General features: G+C 67.2%; 15 protein-coding genes and 1 tRNA gene. 11 read left to right on the top strand and 5 right to left on the bottom strand.

The annotated features are described in order from the left end of the window. Window positions 1-33: 33 nt before the first annotated feature. From AK36_RS24585 to AK36_RS24570, 4 genes are all read left to right on the top strand, one after another. The gene (locus AK36_RS24585; protein ID WP_011883672.1) at window positions 34-1,281 is read left to right on the top strand and encodes an ABC transporter substrate-binding protein; all 1,248 of its coding nucleotides are present in this window, start codon (window positions 34-36) and stop codon (window positions 1,279-1,281) included. A gap of 138 nt (window positions 1,282-1,419) precedes the next feature. Continuing rightward, window positions 1,420-2,358, top strand: coding sequence for a carbohydrate ABC transporter permease (locus tag AK36_RS24580; protein WP_045579374.1), 939 nt, complete (start codon window positions 1,420-1,422; stop codon window positions 2,356-2,358). After that, window positions 2,348-3,205, top strand: a complete 858-nt coding sequence (locus tag AK36_RS24575) for a carbohydrate ABC transporter permease (protein ID WP_011883676.1) — start codon at window positions 2,348-2,350, stop codon at window positions 3,203-3,205. Before AK36_RS24580 ends, AK36_RS24575 begins: the two co-directional genes overlap by 11 nt. A gap of 110 nt (window positions 3,206-3,315) precedes the next feature. Then, window positions 3,316-4,434: an ABC transporter ATP-binding protein gene (locus AK36_RS24570; RefSeq protein ID WP_011883678.1), complete on the top strand. Its 1,119-nt coding sequence runs from the start codon at window positions 3,316-3,318 to the stop codon at window positions 4,432-4,434. A gap of 110 nt (window positions 4,435-4,544) precedes the next feature. Here AK36_RS24570 and AK36_RS24565 read toward each other — a convergent pair whose 3' ends face one another. The 3 genes from AK36_RS24565 to trxB form a co-directional block, all read right to left on the bottom strand. Further along, complete coding sequence (locus AK36_RS24565) at window positions 4,545-5,168, bottom strand: trimeric intracellular cation channel family protein (RefSeq protein WP_045579373.1); 624 nt, start codon at window positions 5,166-5,168, stop codon at window positions 4,545-4,547. Further along, on the bottom strand, window positions 5,155-5,934 hold the full coding sequence (locus tag AK36_RS24560; protein ID WP_045579372.1) for a Smr/MutS family protein: 780 nt from the start codon (window positions 5,932-5,934) through the stop codon (window positions 5,155-5,157). The genes AK36_RS24565 and AK36_RS24560 overlap by 14 nt, the downstream gene beginning before the upstream one ends. 149 nt (window positions 5,935-6,083) lie before the next feature. Further along, the gene (gene trxB, locus AK36_RS24555) at window positions 6,084-7,046 is read right to left on the bottom strand and encodes a thioredoxin-disulfide reductase (RefSeq protein WP_045579371.1); all 963 of its coding nucleotides are present in this window, start codon (window positions 7,044-7,046) and stop codon (window positions 6,084-6,086) included. Window positions 7,047-7,489: 443 nt separating this feature from the next. Here trxB and AK36_RS24550 point away from each other — a divergent pair, with 443 nt between their 5' ends. From AK36_RS24550 to AK36_RS24540, 3 genes are all read left to right on the top strand, one after another. Then, entirely contained in the window at window positions 7,490-9,799 is a 2,310-nt protein-coding gene (locus tag AK36_RS24550; protein ID WP_011883685.1) for a DNA translocase FtsK, read from the top strand. 46 nt (window positions 9,800-9,845) lie between these two features. Beyond that, window positions 9,846-10,535, top strand: coding sequence for an outer membrane lipoprotein chaperone LolA (gene lolA / locus AK36_RS24545; RefSeq protein WP_011883687.1), 690 nt, complete (start codon window positions 9,846-9,848; stop codon window positions 10,533-10,535). 168 nt (window positions 10,536-10,703) lie between these two features. Further along, entirely contained in the window at window positions 10,704-12,014 is a 1,311-nt protein-coding gene (locus tag AK36_RS24540; protein WP_011883689.1) for a replication-associated recombination protein A, read from the top strand. 28 nt (window positions 12,015-12,042) lie between these two features. Here the strand turns inward: AK36_RS24540 and AK36_RS24535 are convergent, their stop codons facing one another. After that, a complete protein-coding gene (locus tag AK36_RS24535; protein WP_045579370.1) occupies window positions 12,043-12,309 on the bottom strand; it encodes a DUF2164 domain-containing protein in 267 nt (88 codons plus the stop codon). Window positions 12,310-12,514: 205 nt separating this feature from the next. On the opposite strand from AK36_RS24535, the gene serS reads away from it, so the two are divergent. From serS to AK36_RS24520, 3 genes are all read left to right on the top strand, one after another. Next, the gene (serS, locus tag AK36_RS24530) at window positions 12,515-13,816 is read left to right on the top strand and encodes a serine--tRNA ligase (protein ID WP_014722636.1); all 1,302 of its coding nucleotides are present in this window, start codon (window positions 12,515-12,517) and stop codon (window positions 13,814-13,816) included. Window positions 13,817-13,932: 116 nt separating this feature from the next. Next, window positions 13,933-14,023 (top strand) — tRNA-Ser (locus AK36_RS24525). 245 nt (window positions 14,024-14,268) lie between these two features. Next, window positions 14,269-15,804, top strand: coding sequence for a methyl-accepting chemotaxis protein (locus AK36_RS24520; RefSeq protein ID WP_045579369.1), 1,536 nt, complete (start codon window positions 14,269-14,271; stop codon window positions 15,802-15,804). A gap of 30 nt (window positions 15,805-15,834) precedes the next feature. Here the strand turns inward: AK36_RS24520 and AK36_RS24515 are convergent, their stop codons facing one another. Beyond that, a complete protein-coding gene (locus AK36_RS24515; protein WP_045579368.1) occupies window positions 15,835-16,995 on the bottom strand; it encodes an alkane 1-monooxygenase in 1,161 nt (386 codons plus the stop codon). A 532-nt stretch (window positions 16,996-17,527) separates the two neighbouring features. Between AK36_RS24515 and AK36_RS24510 the strand changes: the two genes are divergently transcribed. Then, window positions 17,528-18,193 carry a GNAT family N-acetyltransferase gene (locus tag AK36_RS24510; protein WP_224383373.1) on the top strand — a complete coding sequence of 222 codons (666 nt, stop codon included), beginning with the start codon at window positions 17,528-17,530 and terminating at the stop codon, window positions 18,191-18,193. Window positions 18,194-18,266 lie beyond the last annotated feature (73 nt).

Below are 18,266 nucleotides of genomic sequence, written 5' to 3'. Positions count from 1 at the left end.
TCAAGAGTTGATTCAGTCTGGAGGAGATAAGTAATGAAAGTTCGCTCGATCATGGGCGCGCTCTGCGCCGCGGGTCTGATGGCTGGCGCCGTGGCGGCGCAGGCGGCCGAGAACGTTACGGTGCTGCACTGGTGGACTTCGGGCGGCGAGTCGAAGGCCGTCGGCGTGCTGAAGGACGACCTGCAGAAGCAGGGCTACGTGTGGAAGGACTTCGCGGTCGCGGGCGGCGCGGGGGCGGCGGCCATGACGGCGCTGAAGACCAAGGTGATCAGCGGCGACGCACCGTCGGCCGCGCAGATCAAGGGCCCGCTGATCCAGGACTGGGCCGACCAGGGCGTGCTCGTCAACATCGATTCCGCCGCCACCGACTGGAAGCAGAACCTGCCGCCGGAAATCGACAAGATCATCAAGTACAAGGGCCACACGGTCGCCGCGCCGTTCTCGGTGCACCGCGTCAACTGGCTCTACGTGAACAAGGCCGCGCTCGACAAGATCGGCGCGAAGGTGCCGACCACCTGGCCTGAATTCTTCGCGGTCGCCGACAAGCTGAAGGCCGCGGGCATCCAGCCGGTCGCGATGGGCGGCCAGCCGTGGCAGGACCTGACGCTGTGGGAAGACGTCGTGCTGTCGCAGGGCCCGGCGTTCTACAAGAAGGCGCTGGTCGATCTCGACCAGGCCACGCTGACGTCGCCGCAGATGCTGTCGGTGTTCGACACGGTGCGCAAGATCCAGGGCTACTTCGACACCGGCCGCAACGGCCGCGACTGGAACCTCGCGACCGCGATGGTGATCAACGGCAAGGCCGGCATGCAGTTCATGGGCGACTGGGCGAAGGGCGAGTTCGAGAACGCCGGCAAGAAGGCGGGCAAGGACTACATCTGCGCGCCGGTGCCGGGCACCGCGAACGCTTACACGTTCAACGTCGACTCGTTCGTGTTCTTCCAGCAGAAGGGCGAGAAGAACGCGACGCCGGGCCAGCTCGCGCTCGCGAAGACGATCATGACGCCGGCGTTCCAGGAGCAGTTCAGCCTGCTGAAGGGTTCGGTGCCGGTGCGTCTCGGCGTGAAGATGGACAAGTTCGACGACTGCGCGAAGAAGTCGTATGCCGACGAGCAGACCGCGATCAAGTCGGGCGGGTTCGTGCCGTCGCTCGCGCACGGGATGGCCCAGGGCGACGCGACCGCCGGCGCGATCACCGACGTCGTGACGAAGTTCATGAACTCGCAGCAGGATTCGAAGAGCGCGGTCGCCGCGCTCGCGAAGGCCGCGAAGGTCAAGTAACGCGCGACGGGCGCCCGGCCGCGCACGCATCGTCGGCCGGGCGTTTTTGCATGTGCAGCAAACGGGCTCGCCCGCGAGCCCGTGCCGTACCCGGCGCCGGCCCGGCCTGCGCCGCCCTCGTTCCAGGAGTCGAATCAAGTGGCTGCCCCTCTTAGCGGAAACGGATCCGGCGCTGCCGTCGCACGGCGCACGTCGCCGATGTCGGCCTTCGCCGATCGCTGGATCCCGAAGCTCGTGCTCGCGCCGAGCCTCGCGATCGCCGTGGTGTTCATCTACGGCTTCATTCTGATTACCGGCTATCTGTCGCTGACCAACTCGCGGCTGTTGCCGAACTACGAATTCGACGGCTTCGGCCGCTATACGGACCTGTTCCAGAACGACGTGTGGTGGACCTCCGCCGCCAACCTCGGCTGGTTCGGGATTCCGTTCATCGCGTTCTGCGTCGGGCTCGGGCTGTTCCTCGCGATCCTGCTCGACCAGCGGATCCGCAACGAAGGCGCGCTGCGCGCGATCTTCCTGTATCCGATGGCGCTGTCGTTCATCGTCACCGGCACCGCATGGCAGTGGATCCTGAACCCCGGCCTCGGCCTCGAGAAGGTGATGCACGACTGGGGCTGGACGAGCTTCTCGTTCGGCTGGCTCGACGATCCGGACAAGGCCATCTTCTGTATCGTGATCGCGGCCGTCTGGCAGTCGACCGGCTTCGTGATGGCGCTGTTCCTCGCGGGGCTGCGCGGCGTCGACGCGGAGATCTTCAAGGCCGCGCAGGTCGACGGCGCGACGCTGCCGACCATCTACCGCAAGATCGTGATCCCGAGCATGCGCCCGGTGTTCTTCTCGGTGCTGCTGATCCTCTGCCACATCACGATCAAGACCTTCGACCTGGTCGTCGCACTGACGGCGGGCGGCCCCGGCACGTCGTCGTCGCTGCCGGCCATGTTCATGTACACGTTTTCGTTCAACCGCGGCCAGCTCGGGCTCGGCGCGGCGTCGTCGGTGATGATGCTCGCGACCGTGGTCGCGGTGCTGGTGCCGCTGATGTATATGGAATCGAGGAGCACCCGCAATGCAGCCTAAGATGACGATCAGCCGGGCAGTGATCTATGCGGCGCTGATCCTGTTCGCGCTGTATTTCCTGTTCCCGATCTACGTGATGCTGTCGACCTCGTTCAAGGATCTCGACCAGCTGCGCACCGGCAACCTGCTGACGCCGCCGTCGCACTGGACCTTCGATCCGTGGGTGAAGGCGTGGAGCGGCGCGTGCACCGGCGTGCGCTGCGACGGCATGAAGCCGTTCTTCCTGAACTCGCTGCAGATGGTGATCCCGGCCGTGCTGATCTCGTCGCTGATCGGCGCGTTCAACGGCTACGTGCTCACGCACTGGCGCTTTCGCGGCGCCGACGCGCTGTTCACGATGATGCTGGTCGGCTGCTTCATTCCGTTCCAGGTGATCCTGCTGCCGATGGCGCGCCTGCAGGGGATGCTCGGCCTCGCGAACACGATTCCGGGCCTGGTGTTCGTGCACGTCGTGTACGGGATCGCATTCACGACGATGTTCTTCCGCAACTTCTACGTGAGCGTGCCGGCCGAGCTCGTGAAGGCCGCGCGCATCGACGGCGCGGGCTTCTTCACGATCTTCACGAAGATCCTGATGCCCGTGTCGCTGCCGATCTTCATGGTCTGCCTGATCTGGCAGTTCACGCAGATCTGGAACGACTTCCTGTTCGGGATCGTGTTCTCCGGCGTCGACTCGATGCCGATCACGGTTGCGCTGAACAACCTCGTCAACACGTCGACGGGCGTGAAGGAATACAACGTCGACATGGCCGGCGCGATCATCGCCGCGCTGCCGACGCTGCTCGTCTACGTGGTCGCCGGCCGCTACTTCGTGCGCGGGCTGACGGCGGGCGCGGTGAAGGGGTAAGCGGCTCCATCCGATACGACGAACCGGCCGCGCCGCGCGCGCGGCGCATCGAAACGAACCCGACGCGGCGCCCGTGTGCGCCGCGCGAGACGAGACAGAGGATTCACAGCATGGCAAGCCTTTCCATCCGTGACGTGTACAAGACCTACCCGAACGGGGTGCCGGTCCTGAAGGGTGTCGACATCGAGATCGAGGACGGACAGTTCCTGATCCTGGTCGGCGGGTCGGGCTGCGGGAAGTCGACGCTGCTCAACATGATCGCCGGCCTCGAGACGGTGACGAGCGGCGAGATCTGCATCGACGGCAAGGTCGTCAACGACCTGTCGCCGAAGGATCGCGACATCGCGATGGTGTTCCAGTCGTACGCGCTGTATCCGTCGATGACGGTGCGCGAGAACATCTCGTTCGGCCTGAACATCCGCAAGGTGCCGAAGAGCGAGCAGCAGCAGATCGTCGAGCGCGTGTCGGCGATGCTGCAGATCCAGCATCTGCTCGACCGCAAGCCGGGCCAGCTGTCCGGCGGCCAGCGGCAGCGCGTCGCGATGGGCCGCGCGCTCGCGCGCGATCCGTCGCTGTTCCTGTTCGACGAGCCGCTGTCGAACCTCGACGCGAAGCTGCGCATCGAAATGCGCGCCGAAATCAAGCTGCTGCACCAGCGTCTCGGCACGACGATCGTCTACGTGACGCACGACCAGATCGAGGCGATGACGCTCGGCGACCGCATCGCGGTGATGAAGGACGGCGTGGTCCAGCAATTCGGCGCGCCGCAGGACATCTACGATTCGCCGTCGAACCTGTTCGTCGCGGGCTTCATCGGCGCGCCGCCGATGAACTTCATCAACGGCAAGCTCGTCGAGCAGGGCAGCGGCGTCGCGCTCGAGATCGACACGGGCCTCGCGCGCAGCGCGCTGCACCTGCCGTTCGACGCGCAGCGCATGAACGGCCACGTCGGCCGCGAGGTGATCCTCGGGCTGCGTCCGGAGCGCATCACCGACGCGCGCAACGCCCATCACGGCGAGGCGTCGAAACTGCAGCCGATCGACGTGCGCGTCGACGTGACCGAGCCGACGGGCCCGGACACGCACGTGTTCGCGCAGGTGAACGGCAAGCGGATCGTGAGCCGCGTGCATCCGGCCGCGAACCCGCAGCCGGGGCAGACGCAGTCGCTGCTGTTCGACGTGTCGAAGGCGGTGCTGTTCGATCCGGCGTCGGAAGAGCGGATCGCGTGACGCAGCGCGTGCGCTGATGCGCTGAATGAAACGGAACGGGGCCGTCGATGGACGGCCCCGTTCGTTTTCGGGCGCCGGCGCGGCACGGCATAGGGTGGGGCGCGACGATGTCAGTGCGGCAGCCGCACGTCGAATTTGAACGTCGCCAGCCGCGCGACGAGAATGAAGCCGGTCGCGAGCAGCACGCTGTACACCGAGTCGTACTGCAGCCATACGAGCAGCAGATAGAACCAGCAGCCGGCGAACGCGCAGGTCGCATAGGGCCGTGAATCGCGCAGGATCAGCGGGATGTCGTTGCACAGCACGTCGCGCACGATGCCGCCGACCACGCCGGTGATCACGCCCATCATCACCGCGATGAAGCGCGGCATCTCGGCGTCGAGCGCGATCGCGGTGCCGGAGATGCTGAAGATGCCGAGCCCGATCGCGTCGGCGACGAGCAGCAGGCGCTCGGCCGACAGCCGCGACAGCATCCGCAGCACGAACGGCGCGAACAGCGCGAGCACGAAGATCGCGATCACGTAGTCGTCGTGCACGACCCAGTAGAACGGCCGGCGTTCGAGCAGGATGTCGCGCAGCGTGCCGCCGCCGAACGCGGTGGCGAGCGCGACGACGAACGTGCCGACCGAGTCGAGGCGGTTCTTGCGCGCCTCGATGAAGCCGGAGATCGCAAACGCCAGCGTCGCGATCGCCTCGAGGATCGAGATCGCGAGCGTGAGCCTAGGATGCGGCACGCGGCCCCCGATCGGCCGGCGACGCGGGCGGCTGCAGCAGCACGAGCACCGCGCCGGCGCCGCCGTCGTGGCCGCGCGCCTCGCAGAACGCGATCACTTCTTCCTTCTGCACGAGCCACGCGCGCACCTTGCCCTTCAGCACCGGCTCCTTGCCGATCGAGCCGAGCCCCTTGCCGTGGATCACGCGCAGGCAGCGCAAGCCCTTCTTGCCGGCTTCGCGGATGAATTCCGCGAGCGCGTCGCGCGCCTCGTCGCGCCGCATCCCGTGCAGGTCGAGCTGCGCCTGCACGATCCATGCGCCGCTGCGCAGCTTGCGCACCACGTCGCGGCTGATGCCGGGGCGGTGGTAGTACAGCGATTCGTCGCTGTCGAGCAGCGTTTCGGGATCGAATTCGTCCGACAGCGTCGCGTTCAGCACCGCTTCCTCGTCGCGCTGCGTCTGCTTCGGCACCGGATCGGGCGGCGTGCGGCCGGCGCTCGCGCGCGGCGGCGCGTTCAGCGGCCGGATCGCGCCGATTTCATTGCGGAACAGGTTTGCGTCGGCCTCCGCCTGGCGCGTGGCCTTCGCGGCTTCGACGCGCGTGCGTTCGCGCCGTTCGGCTTCGCCTTGCAGCGACTTGCGCAAGGCGCCGAGGCCGGCGAGGCCCTGGCCGCGCAAGGCAGCGGCGTCGAGCGCGGGCGGCGGCGCGGCGGGCGCGGGGGTCACGGGGCGGGCGGCGAGCTGCCGCTTCGCGGGATCGCTCGGGTGGGGCTGGTTCTTCGCCATGATTCGATAACGGGGCAGGCGCGTTCGGGCGCGCGGGCACAAAAAAACCGCTGCGCGACGGCAGCGGTTGTTCGGTCGAGCCCGCTCGGCGGCAGCGAACGCCATTGTAGCGCCGTGCTGCCGCGGGGCCCGCGGCTCGTTTCTCGCGCTTACTGCTTGTCGTGCAGGGTTTCGAGGTAGCGCTGCGCGTCGAGCGCGGCCATGCAGCCGGTGCCGGCGCTGGTGATCGCCTGACGGTAGACGTTGTCCTGCACGTCGCCCGCGGCGAACACGCCCGGCACGCTGGTCGACGTCGCGTTGCCCTGCAGGCCGCTCTTCGTCAGGATGTAGCCGTCCTTCATCTCGAGCTGGCCTTGGAACAGGTCGGTGTTCGGCTTGTGGCCGATCGCGACGAACACGCCCTGCACGGTCAGGTCCTGCGTCGCGCCGGTCTTCACGTTCTTGATGCGCAGGCCCGTGACGCCCGACTCTTCGCCGGTCACCTCGTCGAGCACGTGATCCCACTTGATGTCGACGACGCCTTCCTTTTCCTTCTCCAGCAGCCGGTCGATCAGGATCGGCTCCGCGCGGAACTTGTCGCGGCGGTGGATCACCGTGACCTTCTTCGCGATGCCCGTCAGGTACAGCGCTTCTTCGACGGCCGTGTTGCCGCCGCCGATCACCGCGACCTCCTGGTTGCGATAGAAGAAGCCGTCGCAGGTGGCGCAGGCCGACACGCCCTTGCCCATGAACGCTTCCTCGGACGGCAGGCCGAGATACTGCGCCGATGCGCCGGTCGCGATGATCAGCGCGTCGCACGTGTATTCGCCCGCGTCGCCGATCAGCCGGATCGGCTTCTCGTGCAGCTTCGCGGTGTGGATGTGGTCGAACACGATCTCGGTGTTGAAGCGCTCGGCGTGCTCCTGGAAGCGCGCCATCAGTTCCGGACCTTGCACGCCCTTCGCGTCCGCCGGCCAGTTTTCGACGTCGGTCGTCGTCATCAGCTGGCCGCCCTGCGCGATGCCGGTGATCAGCACCGGAGACAGGTTGGCGCGTGCCGCGTAGACGGCAGCCGTGTAGCCGGCAGGGCCGGAACCGAGAATCAGGACTTTGGCGTGTTTGGGCGTGGACATGTGCGAATCCGTAAAAGGCGGCCGCGGCGTGCGGGACAAGGCTCGCCGGACGGTCTGGGTTGACCGGTATGCCGTCATAGATGGGTATCAGACGCGCATTATAAAGGCCCCGTTGCGGCACTGCCGAACGAGAGTTTCAATCGCGGCGATAGCGTGTGGCGGCGGCACGTACCGGGCCAAGCACGCGGCGGCCGGCAGGAGCGGGGGAGCGCGGCGCAGGCGGCTGCCCGGCCGCCTGTCGCGGCGCGTTGCCGCATGCAAAAGTCCCATGCATCGAATGCGATGCGCGCGTGGCGTTCGGCGTGCGCGCAGGCGGCGCCTCGGTGCGCGGTGGTCTTCGCGCGATGTAACCGTCATTTACACTTGGCGGCGCAGTGCAGCGTTTACAATAAGCGGGAACGAACGACAGGCGGGCGCGCGGCCCGCCATCTTTATACGGATTCATGGCAAAAGCTCCTTATTCCGCCCAGGCACAGGCGTTGCCGCACCGGATGTCGAAGCTCCTCACGGAGATCCGCTGGATTCTCCAGGTCGCGCTCTGCGCTTTTCTGGTGATGGCCCTGCTGAGCTACAGCCGGCGCGATCCGAGCTGGACGCATGCCGCGCAGGTCGATCACATCTCGAACTGGGCCGGGCGCGTCGGCGCGTGGACGGCCGACATCATCCTGCTGCTGTTCGGCCTGTCGGCCTACTGGCTGATCGTGCCGCTCGGGCGGCGCATCGCGGTCAACTACCGGCGCATCACGCGTCACGAGGCCGTCGTCGACGAGCCCGAGCGGCCGATCGGCTGGCTCACCGAGATCTTCGCGTTCGTGCTCGTCGTGCTCGCGTGCGACGGCATCGAGGCGTTGCGGATGTGGTCGCTGAAGGTGCAGTTGCCGCGCGCGCCGGGCGGCGTGATCGGCGAGGCGGTGGCCGGCGCGATGTCGCATGCTTTCGGCTTCACCGGCGGCACGCTGCTGCTGCTGGTCCTGCTGGCGATCGGGCTGTCGCTGTATTTTCGCTTCTCGTGGCTGTCGGTCGCCGAGCGCGTCGGCGGGGCGATCCTGTCCGCCGTCAACGTCGCGAAGCTGCGCCGCGAGGCCGAGCGCGACCGCCGGCTCGGCGAGGCCGCGGCCGTGCGCCGCGAAGGCAAGGTCGAGGAGGAGCGCGTGCGGATCGAGGATCACGAGCCCGTGACGATCGTGCCGCCGGTCGTCACGCCGGCGAAGTCCGAGCGCGTCGAGCGCGAGCGCCAGGTGCCGCTGTTCACCGATCTGCCCGGCGATTCGACGCTGCCGCCGGTGTCGCTGCTCGATCCCGCGCCGAGGGCGCAGGAAGCCATTTCCGCCGACACGCTCGAATTCACGTCGCGCCTGATCGAGAAGAAGCTGAAGGACTTCGGCGTCGAGGCGAGCGTCGTCGCCGCCTATCCGGGCCCGGTCGTCACGCGCTACGAGATCGAGCCGGCCACCGGCGTGAAGGGCAGCCAGATCGTGAATCTCGCGAAGGACCTCGCGCGCTCGCTGTCGCTCGTGTCGATCCGCGTGGTCGAGACGATCCCCGGCAAGAACTACATGGCGCTCGAGCTGCCGAACCAGCGCCGTCAGACGGTCCATCTGTCGGAGATCATCGGCTCCGAGGTCTATGCGGCCGCGTCGTCGGCGCTGACGCTGAGCCTCGGCAAGGACATCGGCGGCAAGCCGGTGTGCGCCGATCTCGCGAAGATGCCGCACCTGCTGGTCGCCGGCACGACGGGCTCCGGCAAGTCGGTGGGGATCAACGCGATGATCCTGTCGCTGCTGTACAAGGCGACGGCCGAGCAGGTGCGCCTGATCCTGATCGATCCGAAGATGCTCGAAATGAGCGTCTACGAAGGCATTCCGCATCTGCTGTGTCCGGTCGTGACCGACATGCGCCAGGCCGGCCACGCGCTGAACTGGACGGTCGCGGAGATGGAGCGCCGCTACAAGCTGATGAGCAAGCTCGGCGTGCGCAACCTGGCCGGCTACAACAACAAGATCGACGAGGCCGCCAAGCGCGAGGAGAAGATTCCGAACCCGTTCAGCCTGACGCCGGACGAACCGGAACCGCTCGGCCGGCTGCCGAACATCGTCGTCGTGATCGACGAGTTGGCTGACCTGATGATGGTCGTCGGTAAGAAGGTCGAGGAGCTGATCGCGCGGATCGCGCAGAAGGCGCGCGCGGCCGGCATTCATCTGATCCTCGCGACGCAGCGCCCGTCGGTCGACGTGATCACCGGGCTGATCAAGGCGAACGTGCCGACGCGCATCGCGTTCCAGGTGTCGTCGAAGATCGACTCGCGCACGATTCTCGACCAGATGGGCGCCGAATCGTTGCTCGGGATGGGCGACATGCTGTACCTGCCGCCCGGCAGCGGGCTGCCGGTGCGCGTGCACGGCGCGTTCGTCGCCGACGACGAGGTGCATCGCGTCGTCGAGAAGCTCAAGGAGCACGGCGAGCCGAACTACGTCGAAGGTCTGCTCGAAGGCGGCACCGTCGACGGCGACGAAGGTTCGGCCGGCGCGGGAACCGGCGAAGGCGGCGGCGAGTCTGATCCGCTGTACGACCAGGCGGTCGAGATCGTCATCAAGAACCGCCGCGCGTCGATCTCGCTCGTGCAGCGTCATCTGCGGATCGGCTATAACCGCGCGGCGCGGCTGCTCGAACAAATGGAACAGTCGGGGCTCGTGTCGGCGATGTCGTCGAGCGGCAACCGCGAAATTCTTGTGCCGGCGCGCGACGCGGAATGAGTCCGCGGCGCCCGAGGCGCCGGCCACCCACGGAGAAAACCGGATCATGCAGCAACATTCGTTCGTTCCTTCCCTTCGTTCGACGCGGCGCTGGCTTGGCGCGGCGCTCGCCGGCGCATCGCTGATGCTCGCGGCGACGCACGCGTTCGCGGGCGGCACCGAACAACTGAAGGCCTTCGTGTCGCAGGTGCGCTCGGCGCGGGGCGATTTCACGCAGCAGATCGTCAAGGCGCCGGCCAAGGGCGCGAGCGCCGCACAGGTCGCGCCGAAGCCGAACGACAACTCGAGCGGCACGTTCGTGTTCGCGCGCCCGGGCAAATTCATTTGGACTTATCAGAAGCCGTATCAGCAGGTGCTGCAGGCCGACGGCGACAAGCTCTACGTGTACGACCGCGACCTGAACCAGGTGACCGAGCGCAAGCTGAACGGCGCACTGGGCGCGAGCCCGGCCGCGATCCTGTTCGGCAGCAACGATCTCGACAAGAACTACACGCTGCGCGACGCGGGCGAGAAGGGCGGCATCGACTGGCTCGAGATGCTGCCGAAGGCGCAGGACACGCAGTTCCAGCGGATCGGCATCGGCTTTCGCAACGGCACGCTCGCCGCGATGGAGCTGCACGACGTGTTCGGCAACGTGACGCTGCTCACGTTCACCAACATCCAGACGAACCCGCCGCTGAAGAGCGATACGTTCAAGTTCGTCGTGCCGAAGGGCGCGGACGTGATCAACGGCTGACCGGCATCGCGCCGTTTCGCTGCACGGGCCTGCCGGCGACGGCGGGCCCGTGCTGTTTTGGCGCGCCGCGCTTGCGGCGGCGCGCACCGCCGCCGGGTCGTGCGGCTGTCATAATGGCGGGTCCGGCGGCCGTCGCGGCCGCCACCGTTTGATCTGGAGCGAGGGTTCATGTCCGACCTGTTTCAAGTCGAGCCGCGCCGGCCGCTCGCCGAGGCGCTGCGGCCGAAGACGCTCGCCGAAGTGATCGGCCAGACGCATCTCTTGGGCGAAGGCAAGCCGCTGCGGCTCGCCTTCGAATCCGGCAAGCCGCATTCGATGATTCTGTGGGGGCCGCCGGGCGTCGGCAAGACGACGCTCGCGCGCCTCACCGCGCTCGCGTTCGACTGCGAGTTCATCGCGCTGTCCGCGGTGCTCGGCGGCGTGAAGGATATCCGCGAGGCGATGGAGCAGGCGAAGGACACGCTGAATCGCACCGGCCGCCACACGATCCTGTTCGTCGACGAAATCCACCGCTTCAACAAGGGGCAGCAGGATGCATTGCTGCCGTTCGTCGAGTCGGGGCTCGTGACCTTCATCGGCGCGACCACCGAGAATCCGAGCTTCGAGGTCAACTCGGCGCTGCTGTCGCGCGCTCAGGTGTACGTGCTGAAGTCGCTCGACGACGACGAGATGCGTCAGCTGCTCGAGCGCGCGCAGCAAATTGCGCTCGACGGCCTCGCGTTCGACGACAAGGCGGTCGATACGCTGATCGGCTATGCGGACGGCGACGCGCGGCGCTTCCTGAACCTGCTCGAGCAGGCGCAGACGGCCGCGTCGTCCGCGCGCGTGACGACGATCGACGCCGATTTCGTCAGCAGCGCGATGACGCTGAACGCGCGCCGCTTCGACAAGGGCGGCGACAATTTCTACGACCAGATCTCGGCGTTGCACAAGTCGGTGCGCGGTTCGAGCCCGGACGGTGCGCTGTACTGGTTCTGCCGGATGATCGACGGCGGCGCCGATCCCAAATATCTCGCGCGGCGCATCGTGCGGATGGCATGGGAAGACATCGGCCTGGCCGACCCGCGCGCGCTGCAGATCGCGAACGATGCGGCCGAAACCTACGAACGGCTCGGCTCGCCGGAAGGCGAACTGGCGCTCGGGCAGGCGGTGATCTATCTCGCGTGCGCGGCGAAGAGCAATGCGGGCTACAACGCGTTCAACCAGGCGATGGCGTTCGTCAAGCAGGACAAGTCGCGCGAGGTGCCCGTGCACTTGCGCAATGCGCCGACCAAGCTGATGAAGGAGCTCGGCTACGGCCATGCGTATCGCTACGCGCACGACGAGCCGAACGCGTATGCGGCCGGCGAGACCTATCTGCCGGACGGCATGCGCGAACCGCACTGGTACAAGCCGGTGCCGCGCGGGCTCGAATCGAAGATCGCCGAGAAGCTCGCATGGCTGCGCGAGCTCGATCGCGACGCCGGCAAGAAGGATTGAGCGGCCGGCCGCGACGGGCCTCGGCACATCAGCGCCTGCGGCCCGGCTGCTTGTTCCAGTATTCGAACGGCTCCGCGTGGCATTCGATGTCGAGTTCGGCGACGCGTGCGTGCAGCCGCTCCTGCGCGTCCGCGATCGCGAGGTTGTAGATCGCCGGCGCGATCTCCTCGACGAAGAAGTGCAGCAGCGCACCGGCCTGGATGTTGCCGATCGGCTCGTCCATGTTTTCGGTGAAATAGCGTTGCAGCGATGCGATCGCGCGCTCGCGTACGTCCTTGTCCAGATCGATGGCCATCGGGTTGCTCCGTTGAGGGTGGTGCGGGTGCACGCGTTGCCGGCGACGTCGCGTGCGGCCGGCGCGGCACAGACGCGGGTGCGCCGCCGGATCCGATACTGCCACGCGGCCGGCTATTTGCGGCACTGTCCGTCCGGCCGATGCCGTGGCGCCGCCGCGGTGCGTTAGAATTCGCGTCTTACACAACGATTTTCCAAGTCCTCCCATGCTCGACATCCAGTTGCTGCGCAAAGACCTCGACGGCGTCGCGAAGCGCCTCGCCGATCGCGGCTACACCCTCGACGTCGCCGCGTTCTCCGCCCTCGAAGCGGAACGCCGTGCGATCCAGACCCGTACCGAAGAGCTCCAGGCGCGCCGCAACAGCCTGTCGAAGCAGATCGGCGCGATGAAGGGGAAGGGCGAGGACACGTCGGCCGTGATGGCCGAAGTCGGCGGCATCGGCGACGAGATGAAGGCGTCGGAGGTGAAGCTCGGCGAGATCCAGTCGCGCCTGTCCGACCTGATGCTGGGCATGCCGAACATCGCGCACGAAAGCGTGCCGGTCGGCAAGGATGAGGCCGACAACGTCGAGCTGCGTCGCTGGGGCACGCCGCGCCAGTTCGATTTCGACGTGAAGGATCACGTCGACGTCGGCACGCCGCTCGGCCTCGATTTCGAAACCGGCGCGAAGCTCGCCGGCGCGCGCTTCACGATGCTGCGCGGGCCGATCGCGCGCCTGCACCGCGCGCTCGCGCAGTTCATGCTCGACACGCACACGCAGCAGCACGGCTACAGCGAGACGTACACGCCGTACATCGTGAATCCCGAGATCCTGTACGGTACCGGCCAGTTGCCGAAATTCGCGGACGACATGTTCCGCGTCGAGAAGGGCGGCGCCGAAAACACGATCACGCAGTACCTGATCTCCACGTCCGAGATCTCGCTGACGAACACCGTGCGCGAGTCGATCGTCGATGCGTCGGCGTTGCCGATCAAGCTGACCGCGCATTCGCCGTGCTTCCGCTCGGAAGCCGGCTCGTATGGCCGCGACACGCGCGGCATGATTCGCCAGCACCAGTTCGACAAGGTCGAGATGGTGCAGGTCGTCGCGCCCGACACGTCGTACGCTGCGCTCGACGAGATGGTCGGCCATGCGGAAGCGATCCTGCAGAAGCTCGGCCTGCCGTACCGCGTGATCACGCTGTGCACGGGCGACATGGGCTTCTCGGCGGCGAAGACGTTCGACCTCGAGGTATGGCTGCCCGCGCAGAACACCTATCGCGAGATCTCGAGCTGCTCGAATACCGAGGCGTTCCAGGCGCGCCGGATGCAGGCGCGGTTCCGCAACGCGCAGGGCAAGCCGGAACTCGTGCATACGCTGAACGGTTCGGGTCTCGCCGTCGGTCGTACGCTCGTCGCAGTGCTGGAGAACTACCAGAACGCGGACGGCTCGGTCACGGTGCCGGAAGTGCTGCGTCCGTACATGGGTGGCATGGAGCGGATCGACGCACCGGTGCAGGCGTCGTAACGCGGGTCTTGCGAAGCCCTCGTAAAAAATTTTCAGAAAGGGCTTGTCAGCCGCGAAGTGATCGTCTTATAATCTTTTTCTCGCGGAAACGACCAACCGCGAAATGCAGCAAGGAAGGAGAGGTGGCAGAGTGGTCGAATGTACCTGACTCGAAATCAGGCGTACGGTTTCCCCGTACCGTGGGTTCGAATCCCACCCTCTCCGCCAAAATACGAAGCCCCGTGATTCGAAAGGATCACGGGGTTTTTCGTTTTGTCCGTGCGATCGCGAACGGAAGCGGTGTCGATGCCTTCGATGCCCCGCATGCGCGCCGGCAGGCATTCCGCTCCGCAACGTCGCCAGCACCGCCCATCCCCGCGGCTTCGCCGCTTCAGCCCCGGCCCCTTACGCCGTTAACAGAAGTCAGCAACGCGCGTTTTCCGCGTCGTCGCCGTCTTCCGATTCAAGGCCCCATGAAGCTCAGTTACAAGATTCCTCTCGCATTCGCCGTTGCGCTGCTGCTGATGTTCGGCGGTGCGCTGTACGGCATCCGCATTCTCAATCGCTCGATCGACACGTTCGCCAACGACGTCCAGACGCAGGTCGCCAACGAGCGGCTCGTGTCGGCGACGCTGATTGAATTCAAGCTGCAGGTCCAGGAATGGAAGGACACGCTGCTGCGCGGCAAGCAGCCGGAGATGCTCGACAAATACTGGCACGCGTTCGAGACGCGCGAGCGCACCGTCGATACGCTCGCCGCGCAGCTCGTCAAGCAGCTGCCGCCCGGCGACAGCAGAACGCTCGTCGAGCAGTTCACGCGCGCGCATGCGGCGATGGGCGACGGTTATCGCCGCGGCTTCGACGCATTCAAGGCCGCGGGCTTCGAGCCTTCCGCCGGCGACGCGGCGGTCGCCGGCGTCGACCGGACGCCCGCCGCGTTGCTCGAACGCGCGGCGAAGGTGATCGCCGAGCAGAGCGCGGCGGTGTCCGCGCAGGCGAGCCGCGATGCGAGCTACGCGAGCGTGACGAGCGTCGTGCTGATGCTGATCGTGCTCGGCATCGCGATGATCGGCGCCTTCCTGTTCAGTCGCGCGATCTTGCGGCCGCTCGATCGCGCGGTCGCCTGTGCGCAGGCGGTGGCCGGCGGCGACCTCACGCGTACGGTCGACGCGGCCGGCCGCGACGAGATCGCCGATCTGCTGCGCGCGTTGCAGACGATGCAGGCGAGCCTGTCGGAGGTCGTGCACGAAGTGCGCACGCACGCCGAAGCGGTCGCGACCGCGAGCGCGGAGATCGCCTCGGGCAATCACGACCTGTCGTCGCGTACCGAGTCGCAGGCCGCGTCGCTCGAGGAAACCGCGGCCAGCATGACCGAGCTGACCGGCATCGTCGGTAAATCGGCTGAGCACGCGCAGTATGCGGCGCAACTGGCGCGCGACGCGTCCGAGGTCGCGTCGGCGGGCGGCGGGGTGATGACCGACGCCGTCCAGACGATGGACGGCATCGCCGCGAGTTCGGCGAAGGTCGGCGAGATCATCGCCGTGATCGACGGCATCGCGTTCCAGACCAACATCCTCGCGCTGAATGCGGCCGTCGAGGCGGCGCGGGCCGGCGAGCAGGGGCGCGGGTTCGCGGTCGTCGCGTCGGAGGTGCGCTCGCTCGCGCAGCGCAGCGCGTCCGCCGCGAAGGAGATCAAGGGGCTCATCGAGCAATCGACGCAGCGCGTCGATCAGGGCGCGGTGCTGATCGGCCGCGCGGGCGACTCGATCCGCGAGATCGTCGGCGCGGTCGAGCGCGTGACCACGATCGTCGGCGAGATCTCGTCGGCATCGCAGGAGCAGAGCGCCGGCATCCAGCAGGTGAACGTCGCCGTCGCGCAGATGGACGAAGCGACGCAGCGCAACGCGGCGCTGGTCGAGCAGGCCTCGGCCGCGACCCAGGCGCTCGCCGAGCAGGCGAACGCGCTGCGGCGCGCGGTAGCCGTATTCAGGCTGCCGCAGGCCGCTTGAGCGGCGCGGCCGCGACCGCCTAGGCCCGCGTCAGGTCGCGGCCGGATACTGCGCGAGCACGCGTTCGCGGATCGACGGCTTGATGTTCGACTGCGCCATGTCGCCGCCGTAATGTGCGACCACGCGCGGGTTCATCACGCGATACCAGAGCGGCGGCACATAGGCGAACAGGATCATCGTCGCGTAGCCGGCCGGCAGCTGCGGCGAGTCGTCGAAATGGCGCAGCGCCTGATACGAGCGCGTCGGATTCGCGTGATGGTCGGCGTGGCGCTGCAACTGGTACAGGAACAGGTTCGTGACGACGTGATTGCTGTTCCACGAATGCTGCGGCGTGCAGCGCTCGTAGCGGCCGCTCGGCAGCTTGCGGCGGCCGAGCCCGTAGTGCTCGACGTAGTTGACGACTTCGAGCAGCGACGCGCCGTACGCCGCCTGGATCACGAGGAACGGGATCACGACCGGGCCGGCCATCGCGATCGCGATGCCCCACACGACGACGGTCATCGCCCACGCGTGCAGCACCTCGTTGCGCCAGGTCCACGGCGAGCGGCCGAGCCGTTCGAGGCGTGCCTTCTCGAGCCGCCACGCCGAACGGATGCTGCCGGCCACCGTGCGCGGCAGGAACGCCCAGAACGACTCGCCGAAGCGGGCGCTGGCGGGATCCTCGGCCGTCGCGACGCGCACGTGATGGCCGCGGTTGTGTTCGACGAAGAAGTGTCCGTACGCGACCGGCGCGAGCGTGATTTTGGCGAGCCAGCGCTCGAACCGGTTGGTTTTGTGCCCGAGCTCGTGCGCGGTGTTGATCGAGATGCCGGTGGCGGCACCGAGCGACAGCGCGAAGCCGACGTAGTCGTACCACGCGAGCGCATGTGTGCCGACGATCCGCACGCACATGAAGAAGGCGACGTATTCGACCAGCGTCGCCAGATAGACGATCCAGCGGTAGTAGCGCGACCGTTCGAGTTGCGGCACCACGGCTTCGGGCGGATTGTCGCGGTCGTCGCCGATCAGCGTGTCGAGGATCGGGATCACGCCGAAGGCGAACAGCGGGCCGAACCACCAGAACAGGTGCACGCCGGTCGACAGTGCGAGTTGCGCCGCGAGGATCGGCAACGTGATCGTCACCGCGCCGAGCAGCCACAGATAACGTTTGCCATCCGACCAGCCCGAGGCCGGTCCGTCGGTCGTTGCCATCGTCTCCCTCCATTGGGGGCCGGCTGCGCCTGCAAGCGCGACGGCCGCTCGTGTCATTTCGTCGTGGTGGTCCGCGATGCGGCGTGAGGCAGGCGCGGCACCGGATCGATCGTCCGGCTGTGCCAGTTATACGATGGGCGCGGCCGCTTTCCAAACTCCGGCGCTAGGCGCGAAACTCCAAACGGCGGACCGCATGTGGGGCTCGCGGGCGGGCGGCGACGCCGGGCGATTGAAACGGGCACCGCGCGGCGCGATCTGCCCGCGCGGCCCGCGTTCTGATCAGATGAATGCATGCCCGAAGCCTGTGCGACAGCCGACGACCGACGCTGCAACGAATGTTGCGTCGCAATATCGATCGCGCGACGAGGACGGCGCGCGCCGCGTTTTCGCATGTGCGGATGCCGGACGCTGACGGTTTCGACGTCTCCGCATCGGACGTCGATTGCTCGAATGCCCGAGTGACAAGCCGAGCGAGGCGCACGGTCCGAAGGCCGGACGCGATCGTCGTGACGGTTCGCCGACCGACGGCAGCATGCTGCACCTGCACAGCGGCGGCGGCCCGCACGCGCTTGCGTTGCGTGCCGACTCTCGATCGGCGCGGCCGTTTGAAAATAACGATTTGACTCATGCCCCGCTTTCGGTTGAAGCTAGTAGCTTGCTGTCCGAAGGGGGCTGTGCCTGCATGAGTTCGACCTTGACTGTTCGTCGTATCGCTGCCGACCAAGGCAGCGTGTATCGCGAACTCCGCGCCGCGTCGCTTCGTGAGCCCTACGCGCCGGGCGAAGCGCCGGAGGCCGAATTGCTGACCGTCGACGCCGACGCGGCGGCGGCCATTGCCGCGTTGCGCGCCGCGTCCGACGAATCGACGACTTTCCTGCTGTACACCGAAGGCCATCCGGCCGGCATGATCGGCGCGTATTTCGACAATACGCGCGAGCGGCGCGCGTTCGTCAGCGAGCTGTGGGTCGCGCACGCGGTGCGTCACCTGCGCGGCGGCGTGCTGCTGCTCGAAACCGCCACCGGCTGGCTGGCCGAGCGCGGCGCGCGGGACATCTACGCATGGATTGCCGATGCGAACCGCGACGCGATCCGTTTCTACGAGCGCGCCGGCTTCGGCAACACGGGCGAGCACGCGCCGGTCGCGCGGATGCCCGGCGCGATGAAGTCGTTGTTCGTATCCCACATCGATACACCGTGACGCGCGCCGGTGCGGGCCCGCGCCGAGCGACGAAGGCCCGTGTACGCGTCCCGCTGTCCGCGCGCTGGTCGCG

This window comes from Burkholderia vietnamiensis LMG 10929, from assembly GCF_000959445.1.
Taxonomy (GTDB): Bacteria; Pseudomonadota; Gammaproteobacteria; order Burkholderiales; family Burkholderiaceae; genus Burkholderia; species Burkholderia vietnamiensis.
The sequence above is the reverse complement of the archived record's forward strand: the minus strand, read 5'-3'. Positions and strand labels throughout refer to the sequence as shown.